The sequence below is a fragment of the Coprococcus eutactus genome (assembly GCF_025149915.1).
Lineage (GTDB): Bacteria > Bacillota > Clostridia > Lachnospirales > Lachnospiraceae > Coprococcus > Coprococcus eutactus.
The window spans coordinates 2,545,517-2,562,507 of the sequence record NZ_CP102278.1; the positions used below are offsets into that span (position 1 = coordinate 2,545,517).

17 protein-coding genes and 1 pseudogene are annotated in these 16,991 nt (G+C 38.9%); 3 read left to right on the forward strand and 15 right to left on the reverse strand.

Translation table 11 applies throughout. The features are described from left to right. Positions 1-354: 354 nt before the first annotated feature. The gene (locus NQ536_RS11335; RefSeq protein ID WP_044998362.1) at positions 355-1,221 is read left to right on the forward strand and encodes a helix-turn-helix domain-containing protein; all 867 of its coding nucleotides are present in this window, start codon (positions 355-357) and stop codon (positions 1,219-1,221) included. An 851-nt stretch (positions 1,222-2,072) separates the two neighbouring features. On the opposite strand, the gene NQ536_RS11340 is transcribed toward NQ536_RS11335, so the two are convergent. After that, the gene (locus NQ536_RS11340; protein ID WP_004853414.1) at positions 2,073-3,884 is read right to left on the reverse strand and encodes an ABC transporter ATP-binding protein; all 1,812 of its coding nucleotides are present in this window, start codon (positions 3,882-3,884) and stop codon (positions 2,073-2,075) included. Next, entirely contained in the window at positions 3,862-4,818 is a 957-nt protein-coding gene (locus NQ536_RS11345) for a glycoside hydrolase family 113 (RefSeq protein WP_004853411.1), read from the reverse strand. Before NQ536_RS11345 ends, NQ536_RS11340 begins: the two co-directional genes overlap by 23 nt. A gap of 255 nt (positions 4,819-5,073) precedes the next feature. Here NQ536_RS11345 and NQ536_RS11350 point away from each other — a divergent pair, with 255 nt between their 5' ends. Both NQ536_RS11350 and NQ536_RS11355 read left to right on the forward strand, forming a co-directional pair. Next, positions 5,074-5,844: an AraC family transcriptional regulator gene (locus NQ536_RS11350; RefSeq protein ID WP_233419715.1), complete on the forward strand. Its 771-nt coding sequence runs from the start codon at positions 5,074-5,076 to the stop codon at positions 5,842-5,844. A gap of 170 nt (positions 5,845-6,014) precedes the next feature. After that, positions 6,015-6,215 carry a helix-turn-helix transcriptional regulator gene (locus tag NQ536_RS11355; RefSeq protein ID WP_004853407.1) on the forward strand — a complete coding sequence of 67 codons (201 nt, stop codon included), beginning with the start codon at positions 6,015-6,017 and terminating at the stop codon, positions 6,213-6,215. A gap of 362 nt (positions 6,216-6,577) precedes the next feature. Here the strand turns inward: NQ536_RS11355 and NQ536_RS11360 are convergent, their stop codons facing one another. The 13 genes and pseudogenes from NQ536_RS11360 to NQ536_RS11420 all read right to left on the reverse strand — a co-directional run bounded on the left by NQ536_RS11360 (position 6,578) and on the right by NQ536_RS11420 (position 16,966). After that, positions 6,578-7,954, reverse strand: a complete 1,377-nt coding sequence (locus NQ536_RS11360; RefSeq protein ID WP_004853405.1) for a sensor histidine kinase — start codon at positions 7,952-7,954, stop codon at positions 6,578-6,580. Continuing rightward, positions 7,942-8,604 carry a response regulator transcription factor gene (locus NQ536_RS11365; protein WP_004853402.1) on the reverse strand — a complete coding sequence of 221 codons (663 nt, stop codon included), beginning with the start codon at positions 8,602-8,604 and terminating at the stop codon, positions 7,942-7,944. The genes NQ536_RS11360 and NQ536_RS11365 overlap by 13 nt, the downstream gene beginning before the upstream one ends. 14 nt (positions 8,605-8,618) lie before the next feature. Continuing rightward, positions 8,619-9,359 (reverse strand): lantibiotic immunity ABC transporter MutG family permease subunit, encoded by a 741-nt coding sequence (locus NQ536_RS11370; protein ID WP_004853401.1) that lies wholly within the window; start codon positions 9,357-9,359, stop codon positions 8,619-8,621. 1 nt (position 9,360) lies between these two features. Beyond that, positions 9,361-10,092: a lantibiotic immunity ABC transporter MutE/EpiE family permease subunit gene (locus tag NQ536_RS11375; protein WP_004853398.1), complete on the reverse strand. Its 732-nt coding sequence runs from the start codon at positions 10,090-10,092 to the stop codon at positions 9,361-9,363. Further along, on the reverse strand, positions 10,085-10,798 hold the full coding sequence (locus NQ536_RS11380; protein ID WP_004853392.1) for a lantibiotic protection ABC transporter ATP-binding protein: 714 nt from the start codon (positions 10,796-10,798) through the stop codon (positions 10,085-10,087). Before NQ536_RS11380 ends, NQ536_RS11375 begins: the two co-directional genes overlap by 8 nt. Positions 10,799-11,119: 321 nt before the next feature. Next, positions 11,120-11,800, reverse strand: coding sequence for a DUF6619 domain-containing protein (locus NQ536_RS11385; RefSeq protein WP_044998361.1), 681 nt, complete (start codon positions 11,798-11,800; stop codon positions 11,120-11,122). A 58-nt stretch (positions 11,801-11,858) separates the two neighbouring features. Then, the gene (locus tag NQ536_RS11390; RefSeq protein ID WP_004853389.1) at positions 11,859-11,987 is read right to left on the reverse strand and encodes a hypothetical protein; all 129 of its coding nucleotides are present in this window, start codon (positions 11,985-11,987) and stop codon (positions 11,859-11,861) included. 286 nt (positions 11,988-12,273) lie between these two features. Beyond that, positions 12,274-12,738: pseudogene (locus NQ536_RS11395) on the reverse strand (lysine--tRNA ligase); the annotation flags it as partial. 270 nt (positions 12,739-13,008) lie between these two features. Beyond that, positions 13,009-14,244, reverse strand: coding sequence for a tyrosine-type recombinase/integrase (locus tag NQ536_RS11400; protein WP_004853386.1), 1,236 nt, complete (start codon positions 14,242-14,244; stop codon positions 13,009-13,011). A 32-nt stretch (positions 14,245-14,276) separates the two neighbouring features. After that, on the reverse strand, positions 14,277-14,453 hold the full coding sequence (locus tag NQ536_RS11405; protein WP_004853384.1) for a DUF6290 family protein: 177 nt from the start codon (positions 14,451-14,453) through the stop codon (positions 14,277-14,279). Positions 14,454-14,997: 544 nt separating this feature from the next. After that, positions 14,998-15,396 carry a winged helix-turn-helix domain-containing protein gene (locus NQ536_RS11410; protein ID WP_227909631.1) on the reverse strand — a complete coding sequence of 133 codons (399 nt, stop codon included), beginning with the start codon at positions 15,394-15,396 and terminating at the stop codon, positions 14,998-15,000. A gap of 65 nt (positions 15,397-15,461) precedes the next feature. After that, positions 15,462-16,418 (reverse strand): D-alanyl-D-alanine carboxypeptidase family protein, encoded by a 957-nt coding sequence (locus NQ536_RS11415; RefSeq protein ID WP_004853380.1) that lies wholly within the window; start codon positions 16,416-16,418, stop codon positions 15,462-15,464. Positions 16,419-16,462: 44 nt separating this feature from the next. Continuing rightward, complete coding sequence (locus tag NQ536_RS11420) at positions 16,463-16,966, reverse strand: hypothetical protein (RefSeq protein WP_044998360.1); 504 nt, start codon at positions 16,964-16,966, stop codon at positions 16,463-16,465. Positions 16,967-16,991: the final 25 nt, after the last annotated feature.

Sequence of the window (16,991 nt, forward strand, 5' to 3'; positions counted from 1 at the left end):
TCCTCCTTCATTCATACAGTTTATACACTTTTTTGTTGTTTGTACCCCTGCTAACAGTTTTCTCCTTACTGTCTGCTTTTTTTTCTTCTCGCTTTTGTTAGATTTATATTACCTTAATCCATTTCTTATGTCTATAAACTAGAATGGACAAAATATGCACAAAATGATACAATAATCCCATCAAGCAGAAAAGTGGACGAACTGCTTGCAACATCGGGCACTTTTCTATTTGATGGGTAAACAGTCATAAGCACGCAGGACGATAGTCCGGAGTGCGCATGGCTGGCACGATTTCGAGAGTTCGAAGAACGAAGAAATCGTGATTATTGTATCGAGTGAAAGGAGTGCTGCCCTATGTACATGAACACCGGTTATTTGAACCATTCACATATGGATTTTAAGGATAAAAGCCGACCACTGATTGTCGGTAGCTGCGGAATCTATCGTTTGTCTGAGCACACAAAGATGCCAACCTATCGCCCAAGAGGACGTGTTGATTTTCAGATTATATATATTGCAGCCGGATGCGGACATTTTCATTTTGATACTGTTGATAACGAAACAATTGTTCCCGCTGGTAACATTGTCATATTCCGTCCAAAAGAGCTTCAGAAATATGAATACTATGGGGAAGATAAGACAGAAGTCTACTGGATTCATTTTACTGGAAGTGATGTAAAAAATATCCTAAGAAAATATGGTTTCCCAGATAACGAGAGAATATTCCCGGTTGGTACATCCATGGAATATGAGCGTGTATTTAAGAGAATTATTATAGAATTACAACGTTGTCAGGATAACTACGAAGAAATGCTCACATTATTGCTCCGTCATCTTCTGATCATATTCCAACGTGAGCTTACCAGAGAGCAAGTTTTAAAAAATGAATATCTCGACCACGAGATGGATACCGCCATGACATATTTTAACGAAAATTATAACCGTGATATCAATATAGAAGAATATGCGACATCCAAGGGGATGAGCGTCAGTTGGTTCATACGAAGCTTCAAGAAGTTCACGGGTTCTACTCCTATGCAGTTTATTGTTGCGCTCCGTGTCAACAACGCACAGGTCTTGCTTGAGACAACCAACTATTCCATCAATGAAATATCTAAGATTGTAGGCTACGATAACCAGCTCTATTTCAGCCGATTATTTCATAAGCTGAAGGGATTTTCTCCGAGGGAATATCGGAAAACCAGAAAGTCGGAAATATAAAACTAAAGCCAGGAAAAAGTCACGCATATAATGCATATTCTGTATCATTTCATTCATTGTTTCGTATGTAATATCCATCTATAATAGGAATAACTACTATTATGGAGCTTGTTGGTTCTGTAGGCATGATAAGTTTCTTATTTTTCTCATTATGTACGGGACTTTCCTCCGGCATAGGCGTAATCGTTTCTAACTGTTTTGGTGCAAAAAAGAAGAAGAAGTGAAAACTGCGATTGCTAACTCCATATATGTGATGAGTGGAGGGTACGGACAAAATTCTGGACTACTATAGGGCTTCGAAAGGAGCCTTTTTATGTATTCAAAAGAACAAAAGTATATTGCACTACGGATATATCATCAAACAGAGTCTGTAACTGAAACTATTAGGATTAACTGTTTTTTACGATGCGTAAGTAATGAAAGGTTGATAATCACCGCCATAGAGATTGCAATGTTGTAGAATATACCAACTTCTAAAACCAGCTAAAATTCCAAAACCAGATACATTATCGACATATTTATTTTCTTCTATATCAACACTATCTAACCCATATTCATGCACCGGCAGACGACAGGTGGCAGGTAAGGTATCTATAAAAATCTGTATTTATTTAAATGATTCTGCCACCCATCGAAAACTTTCTTCGTCTCCCAGTTTAAATGCCATTGTCTCCCCTGGTGGCGCAAGAGAACTTTTTTCATGAATCAATACCCTTGTGATTGGATCTTTTCTTACTTTCCCGATGAAAATCAACTCTCTCTGTGTCTCTGCATCTGTCCAGCTATTTTCTTTCTACTCTTTCCAGATCAATCCCACAGACAGGTTTCTGAACTAACCAGCTACTGATTTTTTACATTTTCTCCATCCGATAAAATGCGCCTTTTTTCTCTAGCAATTCTTCGTAAGAGCCACATTCCAGAACATTTCCTTTTTCAATCACAGCAATCCGGTCAGCATTGCGAATGGTAGACAGACGGTGGGCTACGATCAGTGTGGTACGTCCTTTCACAAGTTTCTGGATTGAATCCTGAATCTTCTTTTCAGAGATGCTGTCAAGCGCAGAAGTTGCCTCATCCAGAATCAGGATCTTCGGATTCCGTAAAAATGCACGGGCAATGGAGATGCGCTGCCGTTGTCCGCCGGAAAGATTTTCCCCATGTTCTGTTATCATCGTGTCCAGACCATCAGGCAGTTTCTGGACAACTTCTTCCAGGTTGGCTGCACGGATGACATTCCATAACTGTTCCTCGGAGATAGATTCAGATCCATAGGTGATATTCTCGCGGAGAGTTCCGGTGAAGAGAATGGACTGTTGTGGAACGACGGCAATCTGCTTTCGGTAGCTGTGCAGATCCAGTTCCATCAGGTCATTTCCATCAACCAATACCTGTCCGCTGTCAGCTTTCAGGAAACCGATGGCAAGATTGAGGATTGTTGTTTTTCCAGAGCCGGAACCACCGGCAAAGGCAACTGTCTCCCCCGGCTGAATCTTGAAGTTCAGATGACTTAATACCGGTTTTTCATTGCCTTTATAAGTAAAAGATACATCCTGAAATGTAATCTCACCTTTCAGATCAACTACTTTTTTCTTCCTACAGTTGTCCTCAATATCATTTGCACAAAGCACATCACCAATCGATTCAACGGATTCCAGGCCTTTCGCAATGATTGGCAACAAAGTCACTATACTTGCAATCTGAGCGACGATGCTGGAAAAATAAGTCTGGTATAAGGTGATATCTCCGACACCGATGATTCCTCTCCATGCAATGTAGGCTGTAAATGCAAGACAGAATACCTGAAAGATCTGAAATGCAACCCAGCTGATTGAAGAAAAGTATGTCTGAATCATATCAAGCTGAAGCCCTTTTTCAGCAACTTTACGAAGCTGTTCACTCATTTTACGGGCTTCCTGATCTTCCAGAGCGTGAGCTTTAGTTACAGGAATCATTTCAACCATTTCCATTACTTTTGCAGAAGTTTCTTCCATTTCTTTACGGAAAGCACGGTTATGGGTTTTGATTTTTCCTTTAAAACCAACAATGATCAAAACAGAAACCGGTATCGTGCAGAGGAAGAAAAGAAATACGATCCGACTTTTGAAGATGACCACTCCGAAGGATACACCAATGTTCAGAATGATAGTCAAAAGAGAGATAAAGATCTGAGATGCAAGATTTTGTATCTGTTCTACATCTCGCATGATCTTCGACTGAAGCCTTCCGGACTGCATTTCCTTGTGATAGGTAATCGACAATTGCTGAAGCTTGCAGACTAGGGCTTCGCGCAGTTCTTTCTCTACTGTTCGTACCGTTTTAGCATAGAGCCAGGTATGGATGTAGTTGGTTGGTATGTTCTGTACCAGAAATGCAATCATAAGGATGGTATTCAGAATCAGAATTTTGGTAATATTCCCGTTGTGGTCTGTCACTGCATTGATAATATTAGCTGTGACGATTGGAAGAACCCAGGTTGGGGAATGCTTGATAATGAAAAAGAAAATGGAACCAACCAGCGCGCCATAGTGTCCCTTGAAAAGAGAAAGAAGCGTGCGCAGGTTATTTTTTCTGTTCCGGCTGAAGATGTGCATCACGGCAGCTTCTTCCTGCCAGAGATCCTGTTCTGAAGTTTGTTGTATGCTATTTTCTTGTGTCTCTCCCATAGTAGTCTTTAATAACCTCCTGTATCGGTTTGTTGCAGATTTCGTAGCTGGTATCTCTTGATGCAATACTTCTGGACGGAATAACCGGGGCCCATTCCCACATGGCAAAACCATTGACCCATGAGCGCTTTGCACAGGCCTCAAACATAGCACGATACCAGTCTGGCTGTTCCTCCAGACATAAATCTCCCTGAATTGCCCAGTTGTTAGGCACCAGTGAGGATCCTTTTCTGGACATGCATCCTGCTTCGGCGAAGAAGAATGGTTTCTTGAATTTCTGAACGACTTTTTCAATACGGTCAAGTTCCTGTTCCCACTGATCAATCGGATAATATCCGCTGGAAGAAATCATGTCGACACAGTCCCACCAGGTTACATTTTCTTCCTGATATTTATCGGTATTATAGGAAACAGGTCCGTGGTAATAGTTTCGGATCGCAGCGATTACGTTTCTCCATTCTTCACTGCGGTGTTCCGTCATTACCATCTCACATCCTGCAATAAAAAGATCACATTGTTCGGCTTCTGCAATTTTGGCATAGTGTGTCTGGAATTCTGTGTAAGAGGCAAACCAGTTTTCCCATTTCGGTTCACATGGAACATCTTTTTCAAAGAAACTGATGTAAGCACGCCAGACACCATTTTTACAATTAACGGTAGGTTTCAAGGCAACACGGATGCGCTTGCTTTTTGCATAGCGGATCATATTGATTAATTCTTCATCTGAGAATGTGGCACTGGAAGTGTAACAGATCTCTTCTGAGTGTGCGTGGTCCTGTAGCCCTACAGGAGCAAGGATTACGAAATCAGCAGCAGTGTGTTCTATCATATAATCAAAACTGTCACGGGCAGTCTGTGTAGAAAGAGAACCACGTTTGTGAAATGGGGCAAATGTAATTCCTTTAATATATCCAAATTGATTTTGAATTTTCATTTTGGTAAAAACCTCCTGTCTTTCGAATTATATAGTTTCTATTTTCTGCTGGAAGTATATCATGTAGAAAAAAGATATGATATAATGAATCTATTATAAAATTGTAAAAATCTATGATGGAGATAATCTGTGAAACCTTATTTTGAATGTTTAGACAAATTAAACAAACCATATGAAGCCTTTTTATTTGATGCACAGACATCTGAGATGTTCCCAATTCTTCCACATTGGCATTATTTTGTGGAGATTCTTTACATGGTGGAGGGAAAGGCGTATGTAGAGGCAGGAGAAGAGAATTATGTATTGGAACCGGGAGATCTGATCGTATTTTATCCACAGATGGCTCATGCAATTTATTCAACAGGACAGCTTCCAATCCGTTACTATGTCCTGAAATTCGATCCGGCACATCTGAATATATCCGGTTCAGCACTTCCATCGATTTCGAGTCTGATCGCCATGGCCGCAGTGGAGCAGAAGCTATCGGTTTATTTTTCGAAAGAGAAATTTAATCAGGAAAAAATGAAGCAGCTGATTCAGGGATCAGTGAAGGCGTTAGAAGAAAAGCAATTTGGTTATGACATTATTATGCATTCGAATTATTGTCTTCTTATGGCAGAAATTCTTCGTATCTGGAAGCAGGAAGGCTTTCAGATAAAAAAAAGGAAAAAGGAAACTGTATTAAGCGAAAAATTTACAGAGGTATCTGAGTACATTTCACAGCACTACCAGGAAGATCTCTCGGTGGCGGAGCTGGCAGAAAAATTTCATATGAGTTATTCGTATTTTGCCGCAATATTCAAGGAGTACTATGGACAGACCTGCAAGGAGATGATTCTCACGGTAAGACTGCAAAAAGCGGAGGACTTATTGCAATTCACAGATTTTGACCTAACTTATATCAGCCAGGAGACAGGATTTTGTGACTGCAGCCATTTTATCAAGGCGTTTAAACAGAAGTATGGAGTGACACCGAGGAAGTATAGGATGAAGGAGAAAAGTTTTGATTTTGTATCACGGAAGTAAAGAAATTGCAGAGGGATTATTACCTTCGTTTGCATCAAGATATACCTTAAATCTGATGCTTCTGCTATTACAGGACATTACCGATAAAATTGCAAGTCCTTTTTATCGGACACATCATTTTGCATAATTGACAATAAGAAAATTCTATAGAACTGAAAGAAGGGATTTTTATGGCGGTTACCAATAATATCCGAGAAATCCGAGAACAGCGTGGCATTTACCAAGATGACCTTGCCGCCGCTATCGGATTCAGCACCAAAACTGTCGGCAGGATAGAACGTGGGGACAGCACCCCATCTGCCGAGTTTATGCTACGGATTTCTAAATACTTTAATTTATTGGTGGAAGATGTCTTCCATGTAGAAGATTGAGCTGGGTAGATGCCACCCAGCTCTTTTTATGTTTGAATCGTCAACCTTCAATTCGATTATGTTTTCATCTCCAAACACATTTTTTCATCCAATGCAATGTTATATTAAATAAAAAAATCATTTGATATCATAACAAAAGTTATATTATTCTCTTCTTATATGTGCATATAATCCCAACTATAATGATAGTTATGTAATAAAGAATAGTACGAGCATTTTTAATTTTATCAGCTATCATAATTCTGTATGCCTCCTTCTTCCATGAGATTACAGCAAACGTAGTAGTAATGTCTATCAAAAGGCTTTTACATATTAGATAAAAGCATGTAAAATTTCTTTTACATAGCTTAATTGCGGTCTATTTAGCTTGTTTCTTGACTACTCAGGAAAAATATTTCTACCCTCGCCCCACCTGTATTTTCAGAATTTGAAAGTTTAATACCTCCACCATATTTTTCAGCCACAGTTTTTGCAAAAAATAGTCCCATCCCATAATGGGCTTCGCCATTTCTACTTGTGTCATCCATAAAAAACTGCTCTGTGCCATGCAATAATGCTTCTTTTGTAAATCCTGATCCGCTATCCTCCACAATGAATGTCAGCCGGCCATCCTGCTCCTTTGCGTCAATATAAATGATTCCATTTTCTTTTGTATGCTCCACTGCATTCTGAATCATATTCATTACGGCCCGGAACATTGGATCATAAGCAATCGTTACCTTTTTATCACTTTGTCCCGCCTTCCAATCTATTTTCTGGTGATAGATTTCTACCAGTCCGAGTGCCTGTTCCTTTATATCTGCGAAAAAATCTTCTAACCTCACCGTTGTATAGGTAACATCACTGCAATTCCATGATTTTGTGACATCTATCAACTGTTTTACATAACTTTGTATCTGTGTTGTTCCGTTTAAGACATAAGTAACATTATTTTTCTGTTCCGGCGTCAACTCCGTTTCTGAAAGCAACTCCGCATTTCCTCGTACAATGGTAAGGGGTGTTTTAATATCATGCGCCAAAGCAGACATCTGTTGTTTCTTTTCCTGCTCTGTTTTCCACTGCTTTTCTAAAGATTCTCGCAATGCATCTCGCATATCATCGATTGCCGATAAACAGTCATCAAACTCTTTGATACCGGAACAGGATGTCTCATATTCCAGATTTTGATCCTTTATTTGTCTGATTGCGTCTAATACAGGCTGCATCTGCTTTTTGATTCTTTTTCCAAAACGTATGGACGGAATGATGATAATCGCTACCGCTCCAATCACTGACATAATACTCATCACATTCTGTGGTCCTATAAAATGCTCCCTCAAAAAAGCTGAATGATATTGAGGTGTCAGGCGATATTGCAATACAACATATTCATTTTCCCTTACAATTACTTTATAAAAATATTTCCCGGATGCGTTTCCGTACTTTGCAACATTCCATGCTATCTGTTCGTATTGTTCTGACAGATCTCCACCTATTTTCTCTCCATTCTCTGAAAAGATTACATAATCACAAAGTGCAGGAATCATCTCAGCAGTTACTTTATCCGCACGTAAAATCGTATCATATGCTTCATTAATCTTTTGCTCTGCATAATTCGCCGGATAGATACAGCCCACACTAATCAAAAGGTACAGCAGCAGCCAAGCAACAATCACCAAACCTACTAATGATCCAAGCATGACCAGTACATATCTCATAAAAATCCAGCTGAGTGCATTGCTTCTCTTTACTCTTCCCATTTATATCCAATCCCCCAGACTGTTTTTATCGGTGTATAATCATAATCCGCAAATTTTACTCTTATATTTTTGATATGCGTGATAATGGTACTGTCATTACTCTCACTGTCAAAACCAAAGACCTCTTCTAAAATCTGTTCCTTCGAGAAAACCTGTCCCCTGTTTTTAGCCAGAAATTCACAGATTTCGTACTCCGCTTTCGTAAGAGGAAGTTCCTTATCATCAACCAATAGTTTCTTTTGAGATATTTGAATACAGACCCTCCCCAAAACCATCCGAACAGAATGTTCCCTGTGCTCTCTTCTAAGATGTGCATTGATCCTTGCCCGAAGTTCCATCACTCCAAATGGCTTTGAAATATAATCATCTGCTCCTAAAGAAAGTCCGTTTACCAGACTGTTTTCCTCCGTTTTTGCCGTAAGAAACAAAATCGGACAATCCACAAGTGCCCTGATTCTTTTGCATAATTCGAAGCCATCAATTCCAGGCATCATAATGTCCAGTAAAATCAGGTCATAACGATGTAATTCTTCCATATTAATTTTTAGTGGATTACTTACTTTGGTAACCAGATGTCCATCCTTATTCAAAATGCTTTCTATCATTTCCAAAATTGCCGGTTCATCATCAACTGCCAGTATTTTTGCCATAGTTTCCCTCGATTCTATTCCGATATTCTGTTTCCTTCCCAGTGGTTTACCCACCAAAAATAGTATACCATACTAATCCCTGTAAATATTAAGCAACCTGGTATGAATGACAACCATTCACCTACACTAGTTTCTCCCAATACAGATTGCAGATAAGTATATGGTACTCTACCCGTCCAGCAGATAAATACATATTTCCACACATAATCTCCAAGTCCGGTAAGCATCAATGCACTAATTAGTCCTGATATAATCCCTGCTCCAATGGATACCCCTTTTCCAAACTGAAAAGCCAGAATCAGCTGCCACAGATAAAGTGGAACACTGCTTCCCCACAGCAGCAATGCTGCAAATATACATCCTTTCATGATTTCGATATCGCTTGATGCGATTCTTCCAAATCCAATTCCGAATATGATTGCTGTCAATAGGATAGAGCACAGACACAAAACCAGTAGCATCAACAGTTTCGATAAAAATGCTGCAGGTTTATCTGGTAAAGACAACAGGTTTTGAAAATTACCTGCATTTTGTTCTTGTTCCATCACACTTGCTGTAAAAATTCCAATAAGTACCGGAAGTCCTGCTCCTATTGCCTGATAAAATGCAATCACTTTCATATTTTCATTCCATGGTGAAAAAAAGTAATATATTAAAAATATAACGCTGGTTATAATCGGAATCAATAAGTGTGCCAGAATCACAGATGTTCCTTTCATCTTTCGCAAGTCTGCATTAAGAGATCTTCCAATCATCTTATTTCACCTCTCTTCTCTCAAACCATTTCAAAAACAGAACCGTTACAAAAACAAACCAGATGATTGAGAGACACATTCCCGGAACAATGACTCCCGTATCCAAAAGAGGATTCCCTGCTTCTGCGGCAAGTCCATTTGGTAAAACATGAAGCAATGGGCACATCATTCGCATAGGGATTGCAGAAACAAGTACATACCAGATTCTGGTTTGTGATATTACCACACCGCTGACGGTAATAAATAGGCAGACGAACAGGTTTACAATCATTCCAAATCGTTCACTTAAAAATAAAGCTACCGGAATCTCCCATAACTCAGAAACCGTCAGAAACAATACTGCAATCAACGCTCCTCCAACTGGAACATGTGTCGTTAGAAGAAAGCCTCCAAGCGTTGCTCCTGCAAACACAATCACATTAGAAAACAAAATCATGTACCCAATATAAATAATTTTCCCCAGCAACAATTTTCTTCTGTCTGTGGGAATAGTCATTAAATGATAGTATTTTATCTTTTTCTCCTGCGCCACAGAAAGATAACAAAATAGAGCAATCATCCCCGGCAGCAAAAGTGTATACCACCAGTTCCAAACACTTTCTGCATAAGCATTTGTCATCCCAAGAGTAAATATAAATGCCATGACAAATGTAAGAAGAGGAAATCCCCAGATAAACTTTTTTCGCATGGTTCTTTTGGCTTTTTGATGTTCTGCTTTTATAATATTAACCATGGATTTCACCTGCTTTCTGGTTTTTTCTTACCACATTCATAAACAAATCTTCAAGATTATCTCCCTGCTTTAATGCTCCTTCGTATCCTAAGATTCCACCTGAAATAATCCCGACTTTATCTGCAAGTAACTGTACCTCTGAAAGAATATGACTGGAGAGAATTACAGTGATTCCCTGTTCCGGAAAAGACCGGATCAGCTCTCGTAATTCCTCGATGCCTATTGGATCTAATCCATTCGTAGGTTCATCCAATATCAAAAGTTCCGGTTCTCCAAGCAATGCCATTGCAATGCCTAGTCTTTGCTTCATCCCCAAAGAAAACTGTCCTGCTTTCTTCTTTCCGGTGTTTGTAAGTGATACAATCTGCAAGACCTCATCAATTCTGTTTTCATCTGTACCAAGCAATAATTGTCTTACCTTCAAATTCTCTCTGGCGGAAAGATTTTCATAAATAGGCGGATTCTCAATTAGCGCTCCTATTTTTGATAAATCTTTCCTATCCCAAAGTTTTCCATCAAAGTAAATCTTTCCTGCAGTGGGTTTCATCATACCGGTCAACATTTTCAATGTGGTAGATTTTCCCGCACCATTCGGTCCAAGCAGTCCATAAATCTGTTCCTTTTCGATATTAAGTGAAACATTATTTACCGCTTTCTGTTTTCTAAAATATTTACATAGTTTTTGTGTCTGTAACATCATTTCCATCTTTACTATCCTTCCTTCTATATTTCATTTCTTACTGAAATATAATCTATCAGGGAAAAATAAAGATTTGATGAAGATTTATTCCCGTATGGAATAAACCATCAATTGAATATCATTATCAGAACTCGGCTTTCCACTGAAATCAGTAAAGCTGTTACAAATACGAAGTCCTAATTTACAGAATATCTCCGTGATTTCATCCAAACTATATAACCTTATAGGATTTCCTTATCTTGTAGTTTGCGAATATCCGTACAAATAGAAAAAGGACAGTCGATTTTCTCAACTCTCCTCTCAGATTGGTTATGTAATTGTAAAATGTTATTTTTCGTCAAACTTTTGAATATTTCCGTAATCTTTAAGCTCACTATTTTCAAAAGCTTGTTGTAAATTACCGCTATCCAAAAACAACACATTTCCACTTGAGGTCAAGGGCAACAAACAAGAATCAGCTTTCAGTATTTCTGCCGGATTGTCTATTAGCATAACCAGAGGATTTTTTGCTTCTATCGGCTTCGCTGCTCCAAGAGTTACATTTACAGGAAATGCAAGCAGACCGCCACCTTCGTATTCGTATAACCCTGTTCCTTCTGGCAATACACTTCCGTCGTTTGTCAATATCGGCATTTGACTGTCTAAAAACTCTTGCATACTTTTTGATAAGCTGCTATATTCTATAGGTTTTAATTTGCCAGAATCGCCAAAGTTTTCAATCCATTTGGGATTTGTAAACACCAAATGGTCATAATCTCCCAGCTCGTCAGAAAGTTCAATAGCGCTATCTACTACATAGGAGAGAAGCAAATTGTCCTCTTGGTCAGATAGCAAATTGCTTCCAGCAGTTATCAGTTCTTCATCTTCGCATACTGTATCTATGTCATTATATTCTATAAAGCTAATTCCGGTCATGTCATATTCGGAAAGCTTATTTGTATTTCCGCACCCGGTTAAACTAATCACAAGTGCTAATGCAGACATGATTATAATGTTATTATGTTTCATAGATTCCTCCATTTTCTGTTTGTTTTAAAAATGGGCAATCCCGATTGGAATTGCCCACTCATTTATCACTCCAAAATCCAACGGCTTTGCCGTTGCCGTGCTTCGCACTCCTTGATTTTGTCGTTGTCACATCAGGTGAAAACAAATACTCGCTTTGCTCGTGCTTGCTTTCCTGCTGATGTTCCAAATTATGCGATTTTCTCTTGCTTGCACCGATTTCTGCATCAATTGATGTAAGTTTGATGTAAATCGCTGTTTTTTTAGTTTTTTATCAAATGAAGTACGTCCCGTCTATTTACTATGAAAGTCCTGAACGGCAGCCATGAATGAGTCATGCTTGCATGAACGAATTCATGGATATCGGGCAGGCTAAACTGTATGAGTAAGCAGGGCAATCGCCCGGATTACGAATGCAGTTGGCAGTTACGTGAGTGCCATAGGCACGGAGTAACTGACTTTCATATATTTACATCTTAATAGAGCTTAGCACCTGCCGGAATGTGGTCATCAACCATCAGAAGATGGAGCTTTTCTTCGCCTTCTTCTTCGTGGATAGCACTGAGGAGCATACCGCAAGAGTCAATGCCCATCATAGCTCTCGGTGGAAGATTTGTGATAGCGATAAGAGTCTTTCCAACCAGTTCTTCCGGCTCATAAAAGCTATGAATACCGCTTAAAATAGTTCTGTCTGTGCCTGTTCCGTCATCAAGAGTGAACTGTAACAGTTTCTTTGACTTCGGTACTGCAACACACTCTTTAACCTTTACTGCACGGAAATCTGACTTGCTGAATGTGTCAAAATCTACTGCTTCTTCAAATAAAGGCTCAATCTTTACCTTAGAAAAATCAATCTTTTCAGGCTCAGCTTTCACTTCTTCAGCAGCCTTAGATTTTACATCATTTTTCTTATTTACACCATTCAAGGTCTTCATTGTCGGGAGCTTTTTTGATTGCTAAGCTAACTCTTGTATATCCTTGTAAACCCTTGGAAAATGGGCTTTCCCGGATTCTATATACTTGGATACTCTTGGACGTTTTTTTGACTTTTGTGCGTCCAAAAGATGTCATTCGCCTTAAAATACGTCTTTTTATTTTAAGACATGTACTGCAGTGTCAAACACTACAATACTAGATGAGTATAGCATATTTATCTCAGTATGAATAGGTATATTTTCAATCTTCAAAGAGTTCAATCGCAGGACTCTTTTCTAAAAAATATCCATATTTTTTGATAATTTCTCAATTACTGATTTGGTAACATCTGGGTTTGCTTCTGCATATATGTTCATGGTAGTCGATACATCAGCATGTCCCATTACCTCTTGAATTACTTTGATGTTGGTTTCATTCTCGCAAAATCTTGATGCAAACGTATGTCTGAAGATATGGCAGGAGAATCTTGGAATCATAACAGGTTCTCTCTTCTCCTTTTTAGCAGCCACCTCTTCTTCTGAATTATGTGTATCCACAATTCTCTTGATTGCCCGGTTTACTGCTGCTGGGTTATGTGGCATCCCAAATCGGTTTGTAAATACAAAATTGGTCATTCCATCCACATTCTCAACACAAAAGCCTTCTTGCTTCTGTCTCTCATATTCTTCCTGAAGCACATCATATACCTGCTGCATCATAGGTATTCTACGATTACCAGCTTCCGTCTTTGGCAAAGATACTCTAAACTCACATTTATATGAATCATCCGCTCTCTGGTAATAGGTTAAGCTATGATTGATATCAATGACTCGATTCTCCAAATCAATATCATCCCAGCGTATCCCAATTGCTTCTCCTATTCTGCATCCAGTTCCTAACAAAAATACAAAGAATGGATACCAGTGATAAAAGAACGGATTCTTTGCTACATACTCCATGAATTTTCTCTGCTGATCCACAGTCAACGCTCGCCTTGTCTTTCTGGCACCACCATTACGCTTTTTTACTTCACAGTATGCTCCGTCTACCGGATTCTTCCTTATGATATCATCTCTGACAGCAAGCTGAAATGTAGGTCTTAATACTGTGTTAATTGTCTCAAGCGTATTAATCTGTAATCCCTGATTATTAATCAAGTCTGTATAAAAGAACAACACGTCTGAGTATTTCACATCTCTTACTTTCTTCTTGCCAAATGTATCACGAATAAAATGATTCCATGTATACAAATAATTACTGTAAGTAGTGCTGCGCAATTCTGTTTTAGTTGATATGTACCTGTCAAACAAAAAGTTCACATCAGCCTTTCCTGCGACATAGACATCAAGTCCATCCAACTGGTCTTTTTGTAACTGTTCTTCTCTTTCTCGAAGTTTTACCAAAGACTGTGCATAAATGGTCCTTTTCTTGCCTAATGGATCAATATATACATATGAGTATCTTCCGTCGCCTTTTCTGTAACCCTCACCCTTTCTTAATACTCTGCCTTTACCATCTTTTCTACAAGCCATTATTCTCTCCTTTCCGGAGAAAAGAGCCTGTTCTACTGATTAGCCTGTTGCTTCATTTGTAATTCAACACCCATTCTAATCAATTGCGAAATGGATAGATTATGAGTCTCAGCATACTCAACCATTATCTGGTATTCCTCTTCTTTGAATTTAACAGTCACCTTATGGTCAAAAGGTTTCTCTGCTTTTGGTCTTCCAGTTCTAGCCATCTGTATGCCTCCTTCATATCTTAATCATATTATACTTTTGGTCTGACCGAAAGTTAATACATTTTTTCTCTCTTGGCTCATTTTTCTCCATACTTGTTTGTAGCATCATCATCAGGTCTTATTTGTATGGAAATGCAAGGAGCAATGACAATCTTTGCAGTAAATCTTAAGAGAATAATTAAATTAATGAATGAAAAATAAGAACTTTATCCGAAAAAGACAAGCAATTTATATTTCGCCTAACAAAAAATCCACCAGAATCATAAAAACTCTGATGAATTTTTTCTTTTTTATTAAAGTCAAAATAAAAATGGTATGTTTTTCAGTGCCCTCTCATTTTGTAGATAGGGGTAGTATAATGTATAATGTCGAGATATTACGAAGATAACTCGTAGAAAATGCAAAGTCCAGTCGCAAGTTTAGACACGATATTTCTCTTAACCGTCGTATAAAATCAACATTTGCAGGGATTTATCAAATTCCGACATACCGTCTTAGAAAATGAATAATCCCTCGCAATTCATTATGAACTACGAGGGACTGCTTACTGACTGTTAAAGCGGTAGCCGATCTCACGAACACTATCTATGGAAAAGTGAGAGTTTGTATCACAAAGTTTTTTACGAAGATTCCGAATGTAAAAGCCTACGGTATCCTTTTCATTGCCTGCTGATATTTCGCCCCACACCTTATCATAAATCTGCTCGTATGTAAGAACACGACCTTTATTGGCTGCGAGTAAGCAGAGTATATCATACTCTTTGACGGTCAGTTCAATTTCCTGACCGTTATTGATAACTCTGCGCCGGCTCAAATTGATTTCTAAGCCGGAAAGGGATAATGTCGGCTCATATGAAATCTCTAATTTTTCAAAATCAGGGTGCTGTTTTACAAAAGCCAGCATATCGTCAAAGGCTGTTGAGTCTTGTGCTTTGAACTCCATTATTACGATTCGTCCGATATTATCACCCCCCTTGGTTAGTTTTTTTGTCTTGGACAACATAAGATTTATTGCGTGAGATAATACGATTCATCAATCGTTTTCAGAATAAAATTCACATCGTCATAACGAGAGGAATCGGACTGAGAGCCTAAACTGCATATCAAAAACTCTTTTCCGTGCTGCTGATAAAGCACAATCAAGTTATAGTCGTCAGACAGAGAGCCAGTCTTAATTCCGCATACATTTTCGTTGTAATATTCGGATGTCGGATCAAGGAAGGCGTTTGTATTCTGCCATATTTGTGTACTGCCATCAGGCAGTGTTGCCGTATAAGTGTTTTGAGATACAATTTCTCTAAACCACGAGTATTCCAACAACCGATATACTACTTCTTTCAAATCTAAAGTGGTGGTAAGTGCCTCCATATCAAAACCACTCGGATCATATAAAACTGTGTCTAAGTACCCCTGCTGTTGCAAATGCAGGTTTAAGTTCTCCATGAAAATCCTCACACGCTCTTGACAGCTTTCTGCTTGCGGCGAAAGTAATCCTCCACAATAATCAGCAACCACATAAGCTGCGTCATTCCCTGACGGTACTAACATTGCCGCAAATAGATTGTGTAAAAAGTATTCTTTTTCCTTGATTTGAGCAACAGACGAGCCGGGTTTCGTGAGTGAAATAGCACCATAGTCTGCAACAACGATACTATCAAGGTCTGCTAAAGTTGACGCATACTCAATAACAAACAGCTTGGCTAAACTTGCAGGAATTTGTGGCTCGTTCTCGTTTTTTGAAACAAATATTTCATCATCAGAACAATCCACCAAAATCAGCGATTTTGCATTATAAGAGTCAAGAAAATCTTCTTTGTAGAGAAAACCATTTATTTTATTCTTTACCTCTCTGAAATTTTCCGGCTGCATTGCCCACGGCACAAACATTATACCTATGCCGATACAAACTACAAGCAAAAACAAAAATACTCCAAATCGTTTTTTCTTACGGCGTTTTCTCTGCATATATGTGCTCACCTCCCAACCCCAAAACTCTTATGTGCCATTTTTTAATCGGCATAATTTGCCTGAATACACTCTGTAAATCCAGACGGATCTCCCAACTTAGCTTTATCAATATTATCACGAAGATATTTGCGTGTGGCGTCATCACAGCGATCTGTTCCCATATAAGGCATATCAAAGGCTTTTTCGAGTTCAGCTAAGGCTTTTGCCGCCCTTTCCGGATTCGTATTGTAAGTATCAAGCCATTCCTGCATCCAAGAATATTCCCAAAGGTTAGATGCTTTTGTATCGCCATATCCTATCTGAAAAGACGCTCCCGTATCTTCGCCTTCCAAAGCATCAGGCGGAGTAACGCCCTCCGGCCAATTCAAACTCTCAATGGTCGTTAGGTATTCTTCTTCAATGGTAGCAAAGTCCGTGAAACCTCTTGTATTTGTGTCGGAGTCCGAAGAAGTGGAGCAGCCTGCCAGCATAATCACCAGCAAAGAAATCATAACACACAGTAACAGTCTGTACGGTCTTTCGGATTTTGAGATTGTTCGTTTCATTTTGTTTCCTCCTTGAATTGAGTTT